Genomic DNA, 15,090 nt, shown 5'->3' with positions numbered 1-15,090 from the left:
GCCACTAGAGGCAGGCCTCGACGTAGTTGTCGAACAGGGCCTGCCGGGCGGCGTCCACCTCCCCGGTCGAGAGCTTGAGTGCCGACGGATCGAGCTCGCCGTAGCCGGCGAGGTCGTGCAGATAGGTGAGCCACGTCTCGTGCTCGGACTCCAGTTCGTCCGTGGGGGCGCCCACCGCGTCGAGCAGCTCGATACGGGGCTCGGCCCAAGCCGCAGGCGGGACATCGCCGATGTATGACGTGTAGGTGACGGCGCTCAGTCGAGACGCGTTGATGTCGGCGCAGTACGCGGCCTGAGCCGGTGCGCAGCCCGCGAGGCCGAGCAGGCTGGCCGCCGCAGCGCCGATGAGGGCCGCGCGGCGGAAGTGACGTGGTGAACGCAAAGTGTCTCCCCTCAAGACATGATCCGGATCGGCGCCATCCCCCAGCGACGCCGGAGCACGACAGTACTCGGCCCGCGCAGGAACGCAAATGGGGAGAACTCACCGCCCACCGCTCTGATCGGGGGACGATTCAGGTGCCGCCGGGCCCCGCGCCGCCGTCTTGTTGCGCGCCACACGCGACGGCCCTCGCCGCGAGCAGCCCACCAACGCCGGGAATCAGCGCGAGCAACCACACGCGGTGGCGCCCGTCCATGACCAGCACGGCCGCGATCACCGTGAGCACGTACGCGAGACCGTGCACTGGTCCGAGCACGCTCGAGACCTGCGGCAGGTGCACGGTGACGAGGTTCGCGAGCAGCGCCCCAAGCGTGAGCAATTCAGCCGAGCCGGCAACGGTGAGGATGCGCCGCGGCGTCACAACCCGACCCCCGTTGTCGAGCCCGGCCGGTAGATCATCAGCACGACGACCACGGCCCAGAGCACGTTGAACACCCCGGTGTACATCGCGAGCCGTCGCGCGACACGCGCGGGGTCTGCCCTCGGGGTCGTGCCGACCGTGACCGTGGCCCCCGTGTGACGCTGGCTGTCCACCGGCTTCTCCGGCGCCGCCTCGGGCTCCGCCTCGTCGGCGAGCGCCGCGACGACGATCTTCTGCCCCGGCAGGATCGCCGCGATCAGCACCACGGCCGCCGCCGCGGTCAGCAGCATCGAGATGATCAGCCACGCGTCGCCGAGCACGCCGATGCTGGCGCCGGTCGCGACGCCGAACACCGGCACCAGCACCCCGATCACTGAGTAGACGCGCGTGATGCGGTGCAGGATCCGCACCTCGGCGACCCTCCTGCCGTCGCGCGGTGACGCGAGGGCGAGCCTTGCCGACCGCGGGAACATGCTCGCAGCGATGGCCACGGGGCCGATCGCGAGGATGGCTGCCAGAACGTGGACCGAGAGGAGGAACGCGCTCACGCGGCGGCGCTCGGCCGGCGGATCGGGTCACCGGATCGCGCGGTGACGACGCTGGACTGCGACATGGATGCATCCTCTCTACAGGCGGTCGAATTCATCGTGGCTGCGAGCATCCGCGCACCACAATGGCGTGCAGGACAATAATCGCCTGGATCCGGCCAGCAGGCAGAGGCGTACGATGACGCAATGCTCACCGCTGTCGTGCTCGCGCTCCCGGACGTGATCGCCTTCGATATGGCCACGCCGATCGACACGTTCGGCCGCGTGCGACTGCCGGACGGCCGCCCCGGCTACAACGTCATCGTGGCCGGCCACGAGCGGTCGGTGCAGGCGGGCCCGCTGCGGCTCGCCGTCGACAACGGACTGGAGGCGTTCAGTCGCGCCGACCTGATCATCGTGCCCGGCAGGGAAGACCCGACCGTGAGCACCTCACCGGACGTGATTGGCGCCCTGCAGGCCGCCGCGGCCCGCGGAACGCGCCTCGCGTCGATCTGCGTGGGCGCCTTCACGCTCGCAGAGGCCGGGCTGCTTGACGACCTCAACGCGACGACACACTGGCTCGCCGCCGACGAGTTCGCACGCCGGTTTCCGAGGGTGCGAGTCGATGCGGATGTGCTCTACACGGACAACGGGCGCGTCTTGACGTCAGCGGGAGCGGCATCCGGCCTGGATCTCTGCCTGCACATCGTGCAGCGTGACTACGGCGCGGCGGTGGCCGCCGATTCGGCCCGCCTCGCGGTTGCCCCGCTGCACCGTCCCGGTGGACAGGCGCAGTACATCGTGCGCAACCGGCCGACGCAGCGCACCTCGACCCTGGGGACCACCCTCGCCTGGATCGAGGCCAACGCCCACCGCGACCTCTCGCTCGACGACCTCGCCGCCGCGGCGGGCACGAGCGTGCGCACCTTGACGCGCCGATTCACCGAGGAAATCGGGCAGAGCCCGATGCGTTGGGTCGCCGGCGTCCGCATCCGGCACGCACAGGAGTTGCTGGAGATGAGCGACCACACCATCGATCGCGTCGCGGCCCAGGTGGGTTTCCCGTCAACGAGCAACTTCCGCGCCCAGTTCGTCGACCTGCTGGGCGTCACGCCCGGCGCCTATCGCGACGTGTTCCGGCCGCGCGCTTCAGATGCTGCTCCCGCCAGCGGGTCGGGCGAGAACCGACGCGCGGCCGAACCCGCCACCACACCCGCTGCGACCTCGCGCGTCGGCTAGATTGCCCGGATGAGCGACCAGGGAGCGGCCGGGAGGCACGTGCCGCCATGGTCGATGGCGGTCGCGGCGATGATCTGCATCCAGCTGTCGAGCGCGCTGTCGGTCTTCGTGATCGAACACCTGGGCGCCGCGGGAACGACCTGGCTCCGCATGTGCTTCGGCGCGGTCTTCGTCGTGATCATCGTGCGTCCTTCGCTCCGCAGCATCCGCCGCGCCGACGTGTCGATCCTCCTCGCGCTCGGGACGGTCACCGGATGCATGACGACCATGCTGCTGTCCGCCGCGGAACGCATCCCGCTCGGCACCGCGGTCGCCATCGAGTTCCTCGGCCCGCTGACGGTGGCCGCGCTCACAAGCAGGCGATCGAGGTCGCTCATCTGGCCCGCGCTCGCGCTCGTCGGGGTCGTGCTGCTGACGGAGCCGTGGAATGGCAGCATCGATCCGCTCGGGGTCGGCTTCGCGCTCATCGCCGGGGTGTGCTGGGGCCTCTACAACCTGCTGACGCAGCGGGTCGGCGACCGCTTCTCGGGCATCACGGGGCTGGCGATCACGATTCCGATCGCGGCCGTCGTCACGTCGGTGTTCGGGGCGCCGCAGGTCATCGGCGGCGAACTCGACTGGTGGATGCTGGGAGCCCTCGCCGGTATCGCGCTCCTCACGCCCGTGGTGGCGTTCGGGCTCGAAATGCTCGCGTTGAAGCGCCTGACTCAGACGGCGTTCGGCACGCTGCTGTCGATCGAGCCGGCGTTCGGCGTGCTCATCGGCCTCATCGTGCTGAGCCAGCTCCCCACTCCCCTGCAGCTGCTCGGGGTCGCGGTCGTGATCGTGGCGGGCGCGGCGGCACAGCGCGGGGGCGGCCGATCCTCTGCAGCGCCGAGCGGCCACCCGGAGACCGGGCCGATCACCGCCATCGGCGACGGCGTTCGACGGGATCAGGACTCGACTTCTCACCCAGAACGGACCGAACACGCCATGCCACGTCAGCAATCTGTCGATATCCGCCACGCGACCATCGCCGATGCCGGCACCGTCGCCCAGCTGCTGCATGACTTCAACAGCGAGTTCCAGACTCCGACACCGAGCGCAGACGAGTTCGCCACGCGATTCCGCGTGCTCCTCGGTCGCGACGATGTCCTGGTGCTGCTCGCCCAACACGGCAATACGCCTGCGATCGGCTTCGCCCTTCTCACGCTGCGACCGACGCCATACGGCGACGGCCCACTCGCCCAGCTCGAGGAGCTGTACGTGCGGCCGGCGCTGCGCGACGCCGGCATCGGCTCGGCTCTGCTGCGGGCCGCCATCGATGACGTCGTGCGCCGCGGCGCCATCGAGCTGCACATCAACGTCGACGAGATCGACACCGATACGCGCCGGTTCTACGAGCGCCACGGATTCGTCAACATCCAGCCCGGCGAGGACTACCGGATGCTGTGCTACCTGCGAGAACTGTCGAGCGGGACCCGCCCGCAGGTCGCGTAGATTCGACGCGTGCCCACACTTCACATCGTTGGCGGTGGCATCGCCGGGCTCACGCTCGCGGCCTCACTGCGGGCCGACGCCGGTCGCATCGTCGTGCACGAACAGGGCCGCCCGCCAGGCGAGCGCGAGGTCGACACGGCGTTTGGACTGTGGCCACCCGCCATGAAGGCGCTCGCCCGCATCGACCTCGCGCAGACCGTGTACGAGCGCGCCGCGCGGCTGACCGGCGCGGCCGTCAGCACCGCAGACGGACGAGTCCTCCGCAGCATCCGGAACCAACACATGCCGATGATCGGGCGCGTGACGCTCCGCGGAATCTTGCGCGACGCCCTGCCCGAGCACGTCGAGTGGCACGACGAGCGCATCAACGACAGCCGCGCGCTCAGTGGCACCGCAGACGGAGACGGAGACGGAGACGCCATCATCGTCGGCGCCGACGGCGCGCGCAGCGTCGTGCGCGCCGACCACTGGGGAGCGCGAGCCGCGTCCCGCACGGCGGGCACGACGGTGGTCCGCGGCATCGTCGACGCCGCCATCGCCGCCGACAGCCTCGCCGAGTACTGGGGCGACGGCGTGCTCTTCGGCATCACGCCACTGTCGGGCGGCCGCACGAACTGGTTCGCCGAGTTCCGCGAGCGGCGGTTCGCGGACCGCGCCGAGGCGCTTGAGTACATCCGGATGCTCGGGGCCGGCTTCCCTCAGACTGTTCGCGACGTGCTCGACGCCGCGAGCCCGGAACGGATGCTCGTCAGCGGCGTGCACGTCGCGCGCCCGCTCGCGCGTCTCGTCCGCGGGCGCGCAGTACTGATCGGCGACGCCGCACACGCCATGACGCCGAACCTCGGCCGCGGCGCGTGCGAGTCGATCTGCGACGCGGTCGCGCTCGGCACCCTGTTGAACGCGCACCCCGGCGCGCCCGACATCGCACTCCGCCGCTACAACGCCGCTCGGTTGCTCAAACCGCAGGTGATCCGCGCGGGGTCGACGGCCGTCGGCCGCGTCGCGCTCGCCCGTGGCCGGACGGCCGAGCTGCGCGACCGGCTCCTTGGGGCGAGGGCGAAGGAATTACGGCGCCCCCGCTGAGTCGCCGCGCCCTCCGGCCGACGGCCAGCCGCTCCTCTCGCCGACCAGCCCGTCGCCGAAAGGGCTACCCGACGGGGCATCAGCTACCTGACGTTCGGTAGCAAATGACCAGCCTGGTAGCGCTGCCGGCATTGGGCTTCGAAGGCCGGTCGACCTAGCGGCCGCCGAGCTCGCGGTACAGGCCCTCGTCGTAGTGCAGGTGGAGCGTGTCGATACGCCCGTCGACGAAGGTGTAGAACTCGGCGAACGACATGACCCCGCCCGGCATCTTGGCCTCGTACAGCACCGCGGAGCCCGCCGCATCGTGCACGTCGCGCACGATCGTGATCTGCTCGACGGTCGCGATGAAGCCGGTGATGCCCTCGATGAACCCGTCCGTCGCGTTGGCGTGGTGACCGGCGCGCGAGCCCGTGAAGTCGAGGTGCTCGCGCAACAGGGGGCGAAGCACCGCGCCGTTGCCGTATTCCTGCGGCCCAGCCGCGAGAATGCGGTAATACTCCTGCAGCGCGGGAGGCGCGGCGCTTGAAAGGGTGACAGTCATCGGGGCTCCCGTCGTCGGCGTCGTACTATCAAATCTCAAGCAGTAACTAGTTATTGTCAAGTGGATGCGTGTGAAAAGTTATCGACAGGTGTGCGGTGTGGCCGGGGCGCTCGATGTGATCGGTGATCGATGGGCCCTGCTCGTCGTGCGCGAATTGCTGATCCGGCGACAGGCCCGGTTCACCGAGCTGCAGGCCGGCCTGCCCGGCGTCGCGCCGAATCTGCTCACGAAGCGGTTGCGCGAGCTCGAGGCGCACGACGTCGTGGTGCGCGAGGCAGCGCGTGGAGCGGGCGGGGTGACGGTGTACCGCCTGACGCCGCGAGGACTGGAGCTCGACCGCGTCGTGCGCGAGCTGCTCGCCTGGGGTGCGCCCACGGTTGCCGCCATGCCCGCGGGCTCGGCGTTTCAGATGCACTGGCTGAGCCTTCCGGCCGCGACCACGCTGCGCGACTCGCGGCCCCAGGAGCCACGCGTCGTCGTGCGATTCGGCGACCTCGCCGACGGCTTCGACGTCATCGTGGACGCCGGTGAGGTACACGTCGGACCGTGCGACTACGACGCGATTCCCGACACGGTTGTCACGGGGCCGGGGAGGCCCCTCACACGTCTGATCTGCGGTGAGGTCACCGTCGCAGGCGCCGCCGACGAGGGGATCACCGTGACCGGCGACCGCGCTGCGCTGGAGCGCGTGGTGCCGGCAGCCTGACCGCGGCGATCGGACGGCCACTCCGATGGCGCCGTCGGCACGGCGCGGAATCGATCAGGAATCGAGAAGCCGGGCCGACACGGGCTCCCTACTGTTGAGGAACGCGGCCGCACACCGACGGCCACGAGCATCAGGATTCTCGAAGGGCGCGACGCATGAGCACGAAGACCGGGTTCACCGACGAGGAGCGCGCCGCGATGGCGCAGCGCGCCGCCGAACTGCGGGCGATGAAGGGGGTCAAGGGTGCGGCGAAGCGCGCGAAGGAGTACGAGGCCTGCCTCGCGGCGATCGATGAGCTCGAGGGCATCGACCGCGAGATCGCCGAGCGCCTGCACGTCGTCGTGTCGGAGGTGGCGCCCGACCTCAACGCCAAGACCTGGTATGGCTTCCCGTCCTATGCGCGCGACGACAAGGTCGTCGTCTTCTACCAGCCCGCCTCGAAGTTCAGTACGCGCTACGGCACGATCGGCTTCGACGAAGCCGCAACGCTCGACGACGGCGACATGTGGGCCACGTCCTTCGCCGTGATCCGGATGACCGAGCAGGTCGAGTCGCGGCTGCGCGAGCTCGTGCACCGTGCCGCGAACTGACGGCCGCGCCACCGCCATTGCGACCGCGACGCATACGCCGCCGGTTCATCTCGCACCACGGGATGCCCTGTGCCTCAGGCAGGCCCACGCGGCCGAAGACTCCACAAACCCTCATCGTCGACGAAGACGGCGGGCGGCGTCGGCGCACCGGCAGCGTGCAGGAGGCACCTCGCCAAGAGGTGATGAACCGTGACATCGCTCGCAATGACGTCGAGGTCAGTCACCGTTCCGCCCCGAATCGGCTCGACGAGACCGTTCGGCACCTCGTGGCGCGAAACCTCAAGGGGCCGGTGCGGCCGCTCTGCAAGCAACGCCGGGATGAGGTGAACGTCGCTCCACGCATTGCTCGTGCGCCCTTGCGACACGAACGCCGCTGACTCGGTGAACGGCAGCAGCGCCGCCGCGAGCTCGTCACTCGTTTGGCACACGGTCGTAACGCCGACACCTCGCGTCACCGCCCAACCGGATGCGGTTGCCTTCACCGAGAGGAAGCGGCTCAGTGTCGAAGCGAGACGGGCAACGACGAGACGAGCATGCGCGCGGGTCAGCACGGGATCGGCCCACGCCGTCCGTGCTGACCCGCATGCACCGCACATCAGAGCATCACGTCGCCGCTGTTCGGACCAAGGGTCTGACCGATGTACAGGTCCCCGAAGGGGGTTGACGCGAGCATGACGATCGTCGGGGCGACCTCGTCGACCGTCCCGAAGCGACCGAGGGGCAGCTCGGCGCGCTTCATGACCTTCCAGTCCTGGCTGATGCCCTCGACCAGCGGCGTGTCGATCGGACCGGGCGCGACGCAGTTGGCGAGCACGCCGTCCCGCGATACCTCTAACGCGAGCGACTTTGTCATGGCGATGACGCCGGCCTTGGCCGCCGCGTAGTGCGCCATGCCCGAGCCGCCCTTCTGCCCCAGCTGCGAGGCGACATTCACGATCCGGCCGCTCCCCCGGCTTCGCATCCCCGGCAGCACCTCGCGGCACAGCAGGAACACGCTCGTCAGGTCGATCGAGAGGGTCTCGTCCCACTGCGGCCGCGACATGTCTTCGAGCGGTGATTCGGTCAGGATGCCGTGGGACGTCACAAGGATGTCAATGCGACCGAGCATCCGCTCGGCGTCGCGGACCAGCGCGACGATACTGTTCTCATCCGCGGCGTCGAACGTCAGGGCGATCGGCGCATCCGCCACGTCTTCGCCCGCGCCACCGGAGCCCCCGGCGCCGCACGGCGCGGCGGCCGCGATCTCCCCGACAAGCGAGGTCACGCTCGGGCTGCGGTCAGCGATCGCGACCCTGGCCCCCGCCGCGGCCAGGTGCTTCGCCGTCGCGAGGCCGATGCCGCTCGCCCCGCCGGTCACGAGCGCCGTCCTCCCGACGAGCAGTTCGCCGGATGCATACTGAATCGTCAACGACATACTGTCAACTCCTCATCGCGATTGTCAGTGCGCCGTCAACCGTGATCGATTGGCCGCTCACGTACCCCGCGTCGGCCGACACGAGGAACGAGACAACGCTCGCGATCTCGTCGACGCGACCGACCCGGCCCCAAGGGATGTAGTCCCCCGCCGCCCGGAGCCCGTCGGGCCCGAGCGAGTTCGCGGCGTCGAGCGACTGTGGCGACTCGATGAGCCCCGGAATGATCGCATTCGCCCGGACGCCGCGCTCCGCGAGCTCGACCGCGAGGCTCCGCACGAGCCCGAGCACGCCGGCCTTGGCCGTCGCGTAGTGCGCATGCTCCTCCCAGCCGTACACGCCGCCCGCGATCGATGAGATCGCCACGATTGACCCACCGTCGCCGAGGTGCGGCACGGCCGCGCGCGCGAGGCGCATGACGCCGTGCAGATCGACTTGCAGCATGCCATCCCAGGCCTCATCGGTCATCGACTCGAACGGTGCACGCCGGAGGATGCCCGCGTTCGCGATGACGTGGTCAATGCGCCCGTAGGTGTCGAGCGCGGCCTGCGCGAACGCGTCAGTGGAAGCCGTGCTGGCGACATCGAGGTCGACCACGAGTCCCTCGCCACCGGCCGCCTCGACGGCGCGGAGCGTCTCAGACGCGTCGTGTGGATCCCCGGGGAATCGGCCGATAGCTACGCGGTGACCGTCGGCTGCGAGCCGCGCGGCGGTCGCCCGGCCGATGCCGCTCGCGGCGCCGCTGATGATGGAGACAGGCGCAGCCATCAGCTCGCCGCCCCTTCGACCGCGGGGGTCTCTTCGACGGGCACCGGAGCGACCCGCTTGGCGAACAGCATGATCAGCCCGGAGAGGAAGGTGCCGAGGGCGCCGACGAAGAACGCTGCCATCGAGAACGGAACCGCGGCGGCCGTGAGGCCGGTCAGAATAAACCCGGCGATGACCGCGCCCGGCTGGCTCATCGACCCGATGAAGGTCGAGCCGGTCGCGCGGCAGTCGGCGTCGAAGCACTCCGCCTGGAAGAACATGATCGCCGCGTAAGGGCCGAGCAGGAAGAACAGGCCGAGCATGTACGTGACGAGCACGAACGCCGGGTTCGCCGGGCCGAGCAGCATGGCCGAGAACATGACGCCGCCGAGCAGCCAGCCGCCGACGATGACGTTGCGGCGCCCGAACTTGTCGCCGAGCCACCCGTGCGTGAGGTAGCCGAGAGCTCCGACGACGTTCGAGAGCACGATCATGATGAGCGCGTTCGACGCGTCGAAGCCCTTGCCGCTCTCGAGCACGGTCGTTCCGAGCACCGAGAACGTCTGGATGCCGAACCAGTTGAAGATCCACGCGAGCGACAGCACGATCGTGCTGCGCAGGTGCTTGCCCTGGAAGATGCGGGCGAACGGCGTGTGCTTCTGCACCTCGAGGCCGACGGCCTTGGCAAACTCCTGCGCGCCGCGGTCGTCACCAGCGGCGGTGAGCTTCTTGATGTGCCGCATAGCGACGAACTGCGGGCTCTCCTTGAGGAGGAGGCACACGAACGCGACGATGGCCGCTGGTACGGTGGCGACAAGGAAGACGATGCGCCAGTTCTCGGCGCCGAAGAATGCCGTCATGATCGCCACGAATCCTGCGGCGAGGAGCGCGCCGATCGGCCACCCCGTCTGCACCATCGAGTAGACGAAGCCCTGGTTGCGCTTGATCTTCTTGTCTTCCGTGAGCGCGTAGAGCTCGTTGAGGTAGGTCGCGTTGACCGACTGCTCGGCGAGCCCGAGCCCGCTGATCGCGCGTACGCCGATCAGTGAGGCTGCACCCTGGGAAGCGGCCGTCGCGGCGGACGACGCGGCGGTGCCGCCGACCGAGATGACCATGCCCTTGCGTCGGCCAACGCGGTCGACGAGAGGGCCGACGAGGATGACGACGACGAACGTGCCGATGCTGACGAAGGTCGACACGAGCAGGGCGAAGCTCGGCTCCCAGCCGAAGCCTTCCTCGATGCGGGGCAGCAGCGTGCCGAAAAGGATGAAGTCGTAGACGGCGATCGTCCACGCGAAAAAGGCGATACCGGTAGCGCGGCGGGTCTCTTTGACCCCGACTTTGCGCAGGGCAGGAGTGTCGTTGGGCATGAGGGATTCCTTTGAGAGAAACCGTTTACGACACGCGCGGCGAGCGCGTCAGGAAGTCGGAGGCGATGCCGTCGAACGTGCTCCACGTCACGCCGTCATGTGAGTTGATGTGCTCGATGAGGCGCTCGAGCATGAGCAGGACCTGAGGGCGGCCTGAGACATCCGGATGGATCGTCATAGTGAAGACCGCGTAGTCGTTCTCGCGGTACACCCAGTCGAACTGGTCGCGCCAGAGGGTCTCGATGTCGCGTGGGCTGACGAAGCCGTGGCTGTTCGGGCTCGACTTGATGAACATCATCGGCGGAAGGTCGTCGAGGTACCAGTTCGCGGGAATTTCGACGAGGTCGGTCTCCTCGCCGCGCACGAGCGGCTTCATCCACGTGCTCGCGGGCTTGTCGTAGTCGATCTTGTCCCACGTGTCGCCGACGCGGACGTAGTACGGCTCGAAGTCGCGGTGCATGAGCGAGTGGTCGTACTTGATGCCCTGCTCGATGAGCAGCTCGTTCGTGACGGGAGAGAACTCCCACCACGGGGCCACGTAGCCGGTCGGACGCTTGCCCGACCGCGACTCGATGAGGTCGATGCAGGTCGTGAGGATCTCGCTCTCCTGCTCACGCGTCATCGCGATGGGGTTCTCGTGGCTGTAGCCGTGCACCCCGATCTCGTGACCGGATGCGATGACCCGCTCGAACTGCTCGGGGAACGTTTCAATCGAGTGGCCGGGCCAGAACCAGGTGCTTGGCAAGTCGTAGCGCTCGAAGAGCGTGTTCAACCGCGGAACGCCGACCTCGCCAGAGAAGATGCCTCGCGAGATGTCGCCGGGCGAGTCCTCCCCGCCGTACGAGCCGAGCCAGCCGCCGACGGCGTCGACATCGACGCCGAACGCTACATAGATTTCCTTGACCATGATGGTGCTCCCTTTCGGTATTGGTGGTGCTTCATTGCGAGGAGAAGAGTTCGTGGATTGCGGGACGTCGGTTCGCGGATTCTCGGGACTGCGTCTCCTTGGGTCAGGCGGGCGGCGAGGTGATGAGCCCTCGCTCGCGCAGGCGGGCGCCGACGGCGTGGGCGTCGCCACCGCCAGGGCCGGCAAGCGCGAGGGCGAGCAGCACGCGCGCCTGCGTCGCGGGAATCTCGCCGAGCGTGAGCGCGCCGGCCGCGACGGCGTCGGCCGCTCCACCGCCGCCGTATATCGGCAGCGACGGCCCCGACCCGGTGCGGCTTCCGAGCAGCACGACGACGTCGGCGGCCACGGCCCGCTCGATCGCGGCAGTCAGCGCAGCCCCCGGGTTCCCGGCGCCCGTGCCGAGCACGACGGCGCCGCGCGCACCGGCCGCGACCGCCGCGTCGAGCAGGGCGCCGTCGGCGCCCGGGTAAGCGGTGACGACGTCGACGCGAAGGTCATCAATGGACTCGCCCGGGCGCTCGACCGGTTCGGCGCGCTGCGGCGTCGAGAAATACGTCGGACGCTCGAGGACGCGACCGATGCATCCGCCGGTGATGCTCGCGAACGGCTGCGGCGCGACCGTGTCTGCCTTGCGCAGGCCAGTGGCGGCGAAGATCTCCCCGGCGAACACGGCGAGCACGCCGCGCCCGCGACTCGAGGGGTCGGCCGCGACCGCGAAGGCGTCGCGGAGGTTGCGCGGCCCGTCGGTGTCGGGCACGTCAGCGCCACGCTGCGCGCCCGTGAGCACGACGGGGCGCTCGTCGTCATGCACGGCGTCAAGAAAGGCGGCCGTCTCTTCGAGCGTGTCAGTACCGTGGGTCACCACGACGCCGTCGACGTCATCGCGCGCGAGCGACTCGGCCACCGCATCCGCGATGGCCCGTAGGTCGCCGAACCCGAGGTTGAACGAGTTCACGCTCAGCACGTCGCGTCCCTCGATCGTCACGTCGCTCGCCGCCCCATCCACGGTCGCGAGGAGGGCCGCCGACGAGTCGCCCGCCCGCGAATCGCCCGACTCGGTTCGACGCGAGGCGATCGTGCCTCCCGTCCCGAGCAGTACGAGATGCGCCATTGCTGATCCTTTGCCTTGAACCGGCCTCCATCGGGAGGTTGCGGACACTCTTGCAGAACACAATCGATTAACGCAATCGTTAAACGCAATCGATTGTGTACCCGTCCGGTTATGTCCACCCGTCAGCGCCAGGTCCCGCTGGCGGGTGCGCGACGCCGTGATGCGACACAATGGGCGCGTTCTTCGAGGAGCTCCGTGACAACACCATCAAGCCGCCGGCCCATCACCCAGCGCGGCATCGCCCAACTGGCTGAGGTCAGCGTGACGACGGTGTCGCGCGTTCTCTCGTCCGACGGCGACGAGAGCCTTCAATGGGCATCGCCGGGCAAGGTCGCGCTGATCCGCGAAATCGCTGAGCTGCACGGCTATCGCCGCAACCCGCACGCCGCGAGCCTGCGCACGGCGAGGTCCAACCAGATCGGCGTCATCGTGCCGCGTCTGCAGGACTACGTGCTCGCGACGATCTACGAGGGCATCGACGAGGCCGCCACCGAACAGGGCATCTCGACCTTCGTCACGAACTCGCTCGATGATGTTGCCAAGCAGCGCACGCGCACGCAACAGATGCTCGACCGCCGCGTCGATGGCATCATCTTCGGCGACGCGCACCTCGACGACCCGTTCCTCGAGGAGCTCGCCGAGGACGGCGTGCCATTCGTGCTCACGTCGCGCCGCAAGCCGCCCTTCGTGAGCGTGACCTGCGACGACTACGAGGGCGGCCGGCTCGTCGGCCAGCACCTCATCGAGATCGGGCGCACCGACGTGCTGATCCTCGCGGGGCTCGCCTTCGCGTCGACGGCGCGCGACCGCACCCAGGGGCTCGTCGATCGGTTCCGAGAGGCGGGCATCGACGTGCCGCAGGATCGCATCATCTTCCGCGGCTTCGACGCGGCGGCCGGCCGCGAGGCGACCGTCGAGGCACTCGCGGCCGGGATCACGCCAAACGCGGTCTTCGCGACCAACGACTTCGCCGCCATTGGCGGGCTCGGCGTGCTTATCTCTGCGGGGTACTCCGTGCCGGAGGACGTGGCGCTCGTCGGCTACAACGACACGCCGCTCGCCGAGTCGGTCGGTATCCCACTCACGACGATCCGCTCGCCGATGCACGAAATGGGGCGCGAGGCGCTGCTGCGACTCACGAAGCTCATCGCCGGCGAGGCACAGGAGGCGACGACGCTGCCGCCCGAGCTCCTGGTCCGCGCGTCGACCACGGTTCGCTGAGTCCCCGCGGTGGCGGGCCGCGCCGCGCACCGCGCGCCATTCGCGCGCGAGCACGCCCGCCATCGACGTCACCGCTCGGACGCGCGGCCGGTGAATCATCGCACCGCGTCATATGACGGCAGATGAACCGTGCCCTGTTGCGCGCCCGCGCGCGTTCGTAAGCTCAGCGCATCCGTAGACGCAAGGGATCGCTAATGTCAAGCACACTTCCACTCACCGAACGACTCGACGCAGGGCCTGTTATCTGCGCTGAGGGTTTCCTGTTCGAACTCGAGCGCCGCGGCTATCTCGCCGCGGGCGAGTTCGTGCCCGAGGTCGCCCTCGAGCACCCGGACGCACTTCGCCAGCTCCATCTCGATTTCCAGCGCGCCGGCTCCGACGTCGTCGAGGCCTTCACGTACAACGGCCACCGCGAGAAGATGCGCGTGATCGGGAAAGAGGATTTGCTCGAACCGCTCAATCGCGCGGCGCTGCGCATCGCCCGCGAGGTCGCCGACCGCGTGCGCGGCAATCTCGTCGCCGGCAACATCTCGAACACGAACGTTTGGGAGCCGACCGACGCCACCAAGCAGCGCGAGGTGCGCGGCATGTTTGAGGAGATGGTCGGCTGGGCCGTCGAGGAGGGTGCCGACCTCATCATCGGCGAGACGTTTTATTTCGCGGGCGAGGCCCTCACGGCGCTCGAGGTCGCGAAGTCGTCTGGCCTGCCCGTCGTGCTGACACTCGCGCCGATGGCGGCGAACGAGCTCGCCGAGGGCGAAGGAATCGTCGAGACGGCGCAGCGCCTCGAACAGGCCGGGGCGGATGTTGTGGGCCTGAATTGCTTCCGGGGACCCGCGACCATGCTCCCGTGGCTCGAGAGGATCCGCGCGGCCGTGTCGTGTCACGTCGGCGCCCTGCCGATCCCATACCGCACCACCGACGAGGAGCCAACGTTCTTTAATTTGCACGACCACGGCGCGACGGTGCACGCGCCGCACGGCCGTGCCTTTCCGACCGCGCTCGACCCGTTGCAGACGAACCGTTACGAGATCGCCGCCTTCGCGAAGCGAGCGCACGCGCTCGGCGTGAACTATCTCGGAGTCTGCTGCGGCGCATCCCCAATGCTCATTCGTGAGGTCGCCGAGGCGGTCGGCCTGACGACCGAAGCGAGCCGATTCTCGGAACGCATGGAAAACCACTTCATGTACGGCACGAACGAGCGGCTGCCCGAGAACATCGTCGCTCTCGGCGCGACCGCCTGAGCGCCCCGGCGCCGGCCGACCCGCCGGACGTCGCCGGCGCCGCGCCCACGAATCCTGAGCGACGCCCCGAAGCTCACGTCGACCGGTCGACTACGTTGAGGCGAGGCGGGTCG

At 69.0% G+C, this 15,090-nt stretch carries 17 protein-coding genes and 1 pseudogene; 8 read left to right on the top strand and 10 right to left on the bottom strand.

Features of this window, described 5'->3' with window-relative positions; genetic code table 11:
• Positions 1-4: 4 nt before the first annotated feature.
• The 3 genes from F8O04_RS04275 to F8O04_RS04265 all read right to left on the bottom strand — a co-directional run bounded on the left by F8O04_RS04275 (position 5) and on the right by F8O04_RS04265 (position 1,348).
• Positions 5-382 carry a hypothetical protein gene (locus tag F8O04_RS04275; protein ID WP_158028075.1) on the bottom strand — a complete coding sequence of 126 codons (378 nt, stop codon included), beginning with the start codon at positions 380-382 and terminating at the stop codon, positions 5-7.
• Positions 383-512: 130 nt separating this feature from the next.
• A complete protein-coding gene (locus F8O04_RS04270; protein WP_158028074.1) occupies positions 513-800 on the bottom strand; it encodes a hypothetical protein in 288 nt (95 codons plus the stop codon).
• Complete coding sequence (locus F8O04_RS04265) at positions 797-1,348, bottom strand: hypothetical protein (protein ID WP_158028073.1); 552 nt, start codon at positions 1,346-1,348, stop codon at positions 797-799. The genes F8O04_RS04270 and F8O04_RS04265 overlap by 4 nt, the downstream gene beginning before the upstream one ends.
• A 186-nt stretch (positions 1,349-1,534) precedes the next feature.
• On the opposite strand from F8O04_RS04265, the gene F8O04_RS04260 reads away from it, so the two are divergent.
• The 4 genes and pseudogenes from F8O04_RS04260 to F8O04_RS04245 all read left to right on the top strand — a co-directional run bounded on the left by F8O04_RS04260 (position 1,535) and on the right by F8O04_RS04245 (position 5,128).
• Positions 1,535-2,566, top strand: coding sequence for a GlxA family transcriptional regulator (locus F8O04_RS04260; RefSeq protein ID WP_158028072.1), 1,032 nt, complete (start codon positions 1,535-1,537; stop codon positions 2,564-2,566).
• A 9-nt stretch (positions 2,567-2,575) separates the two neighbouring features.
• Positions 2,576-3,385, top strand: a pseudogene (locus F8O04_RS04255) (EamA family transporter); the annotation flags it as partial.
• A gap of 153 nt (positions 3,386-3,538) precedes the next feature.
• Entirely contained in the window at positions 3,539-4,045 is a 507-nt protein-coding gene (locus tag F8O04_RS04250) for a GNAT family N-acetyltransferase (RefSeq protein WP_158029089.1), read from the top strand.
• A 9-nt stretch (positions 4,046-4,054) separates the two neighbouring features.
• A complete protein-coding gene (locus tag F8O04_RS04245; RefSeq protein WP_158028071.1) occupies positions 4,055-5,128 on the top strand; it encodes an FAD-dependent monooxygenase in 1,074 nt (357 codons plus the stop codon).
• 154 nt (positions 5,129-5,282) lie between these two features.
• Here the strand turns inward: F8O04_RS04245 and F8O04_RS04240 are convergent, their stop codons facing one another.
• Entirely contained in the window at positions 5,283-5,669 is a 387-nt protein-coding gene (locus F8O04_RS04240; protein WP_158028070.1) for a hypothetical protein, read from the bottom strand.
• A 64-nt stretch (positions 5,670-5,733) separates the two neighbouring features.
• On the opposite strand from F8O04_RS04240, the gene F8O04_RS04235 reads away from it, so the two are divergent.
• Both F8O04_RS04235 and F8O04_RS04230 read left to right on the top strand, forming a co-directional pair.
• Positions 5,734-6,375: a winged helix-turn-helix transcriptional regulator gene (locus F8O04_RS04235; protein WP_158028069.1), complete on the top strand. Its 642-nt coding sequence runs from the start codon at positions 5,734-5,736 to the stop codon at positions 6,373-6,375.
• Between the two features lie 155 nt (positions 6,376-6,530).
• Complete coding sequence (locus tag F8O04_RS04230; RefSeq protein WP_158028068.1) at positions 6,531-6,965, top strand: hypothetical protein; 435 nt, start codon at positions 6,531-6,533, stop codon at positions 6,963-6,965.
• A 74-nt stretch (positions 6,966-7,039) separates the two neighbouring features.
• On the opposite strand, the gene F8O04_RS04225 is transcribed toward F8O04_RS04230, so the two are convergent.
• From F8O04_RS04225 to F8O04_RS04200, 6 genes are all read right to left on the bottom strand, one after another.
• Complete coding sequence (locus tag F8O04_RS04225; protein ID WP_188726281.1) at positions 7,040-7,393, bottom strand: hypothetical protein; 354 nt, start codon at positions 7,391-7,393, stop codon at positions 7,040-7,042.
• Between the two features lie 167 nt (positions 7,394-7,560).
• The gene (locus F8O04_RS04220) at positions 7,561-8,379 is read right to left on the bottom strand and encodes an SDR family NAD(P)-dependent oxidoreductase (RefSeq protein WP_158028066.1); all 819 of its coding nucleotides are present in this window, start codon (positions 8,377-8,379) and stop codon (positions 7,561-7,563) included.
• Between the two features lie 4 nt (positions 8,380-8,383).
• Positions 8,384-9,145: an SDR family NAD(P)-dependent oxidoreductase gene (locus tag F8O04_RS04215; RefSeq protein WP_158028065.1), complete on the bottom strand. Its 762-nt coding sequence runs from the start codon at positions 9,143-9,145 to the stop codon at positions 8,384-8,386.
• Positions 9,145-10,494, bottom strand: coding sequence for an MFS transporter (locus F8O04_RS04210; protein ID WP_158028064.1), 1,350 nt, complete (start codon positions 10,492-10,494; stop codon positions 9,145-9,147). Before F8O04_RS04210 ends, F8O04_RS04215 begins: the two co-directional genes overlap by 1 nt.
• A gap of 25 nt (positions 10,495-10,519) precedes the next feature.
• On the bottom strand, positions 10,520-11,401 hold the full coding sequence (locus F8O04_RS04205; protein WP_158028063.1) for a polysaccharide deacetylase family protein: 882 nt from the start codon (positions 11,399-11,401) through the stop codon (positions 10,520-10,522).
• A gap of 103 nt (positions 11,402-11,504) precedes the next feature.
• Positions 11,505-12,512, bottom strand: a complete 1,008-nt coding sequence (locus tag F8O04_RS04200) for an asparaginase (protein WP_158028062.1) — start codon at positions 12,510-12,512, stop codon at positions 11,505-11,507.
• Positions 12,513-12,707: 195 nt separating this feature from the next.
• Between F8O04_RS04200 and F8O04_RS04195 the strand changes: the two genes are divergently transcribed.
• Positions 12,708-13,733 carry a LacI family DNA-binding transcriptional regulator gene (locus F8O04_RS04195; RefSeq protein WP_225734860.1) on the top strand — a complete coding sequence of 342 codons (1,026 nt, stop codon included), beginning with the start codon at positions 12,708-12,710 and terminating at the stop codon, positions 13,731-13,733.
• A 194-nt stretch (positions 13,734-13,927) separates the two neighbouring features.
• A complete protein-coding gene (locus F8O04_RS04190; protein WP_158028060.1) occupies positions 13,928-14,977 on the top strand; it encodes a homocysteine S-methyltransferase family protein in 1,050 nt (349 codons plus the stop codon).
• Positions 14,978-15,090 lie beyond the last annotated feature (113 nt).

Source organism: Pseudoclavibacter endophyticus (assembly GCF_008831085.1).
Classification (GTDB): domain Bacteria; phylum Actinomycetota; class Actinomycetes; order Actinomycetales; family Microbacteriaceae; genus Pseudoclavibacter; species Pseudoclavibacter endophyticus.
The sequence above is the reverse complement of the archived record's forward strand: the minus strand, read 5'-3'. Positions and strand labels throughout refer to the sequence as shown.

Coding starts and splice junctions, on each gene's coding strand:
- F8O04_RS04200 (WP_158028062.1), bottom strand. CDS start 12,512: ATGGCGCATCTCGTACTGCTCGGGACGGGAGGCACGATCGCCTCGCGT.
- F8O04_RS04205 (WP_158028063.1), bottom strand. CDS start 11,401: ATGGTCAAGGAAATCTATGTAGCGTTCGGCGTCGATGTCGACGCCGTC.
- F8O04_RS04230 (WP_158028068.1), top strand. CDS start 6,531: ATGAGCACGAAGACCGGGTTCACCGACGAGGAGCGCGCCGCGATGGCG.
- F8O04_RS04210 (WP_158028064.1), bottom strand. CDS start 10,494: ATGCCCAACGACACTCCTGCCCTGCGCAAAGTCGGGGTCAAAGAGACC.
- F8O04_RS04250 (WP_158029089.1), top strand. CDS start 3,539: ATGCCACGTCAGCAATCTGTCGATATCCGCCACGCGACCATCGCCGAT.
- F8O04_RS04215 (WP_158028065.1), bottom strand. CDS start 9,145: ATGGCTGCGCCTGTCTCCATCATCAGCGGCGCCGCGAGCGGCATCGGC.
- F8O04_RS04260 (WP_158028072.1), top strand. CDS start 1,535: ATGCTCACCGCTGTCGTGCTCGCGCTCCCGGACGTGATCGCCTTCGAT.
- F8O04_RS04235 (WP_158028069.1), top strand. CDS start 5,734: ATGCGTGTGAAAAGTTATCGACAGGTGTGCGGTGTGGCCGGGGCGCTC.
- F8O04_RS04240 (WP_158028070.1), bottom strand. CDS start 5,669: ATGACTGTCACCCTTTCAAGCGCCGCGCCTCCCGCGCTGCAGGAGTAT.
- F8O04_RS04220 (WP_158028066.1), bottom strand. CDS start 8,379: ATGTCGTTGACGATTCAGTATGCATCCGGCGAACTGCTCGTCGGGAGG.
- F8O04_RS04190 (WP_158028060.1), top strand. CDS start 13,928: ATGTCAAGCACACTTCCACTCACCGAACGACTCGACGCAGGGCCTGTT.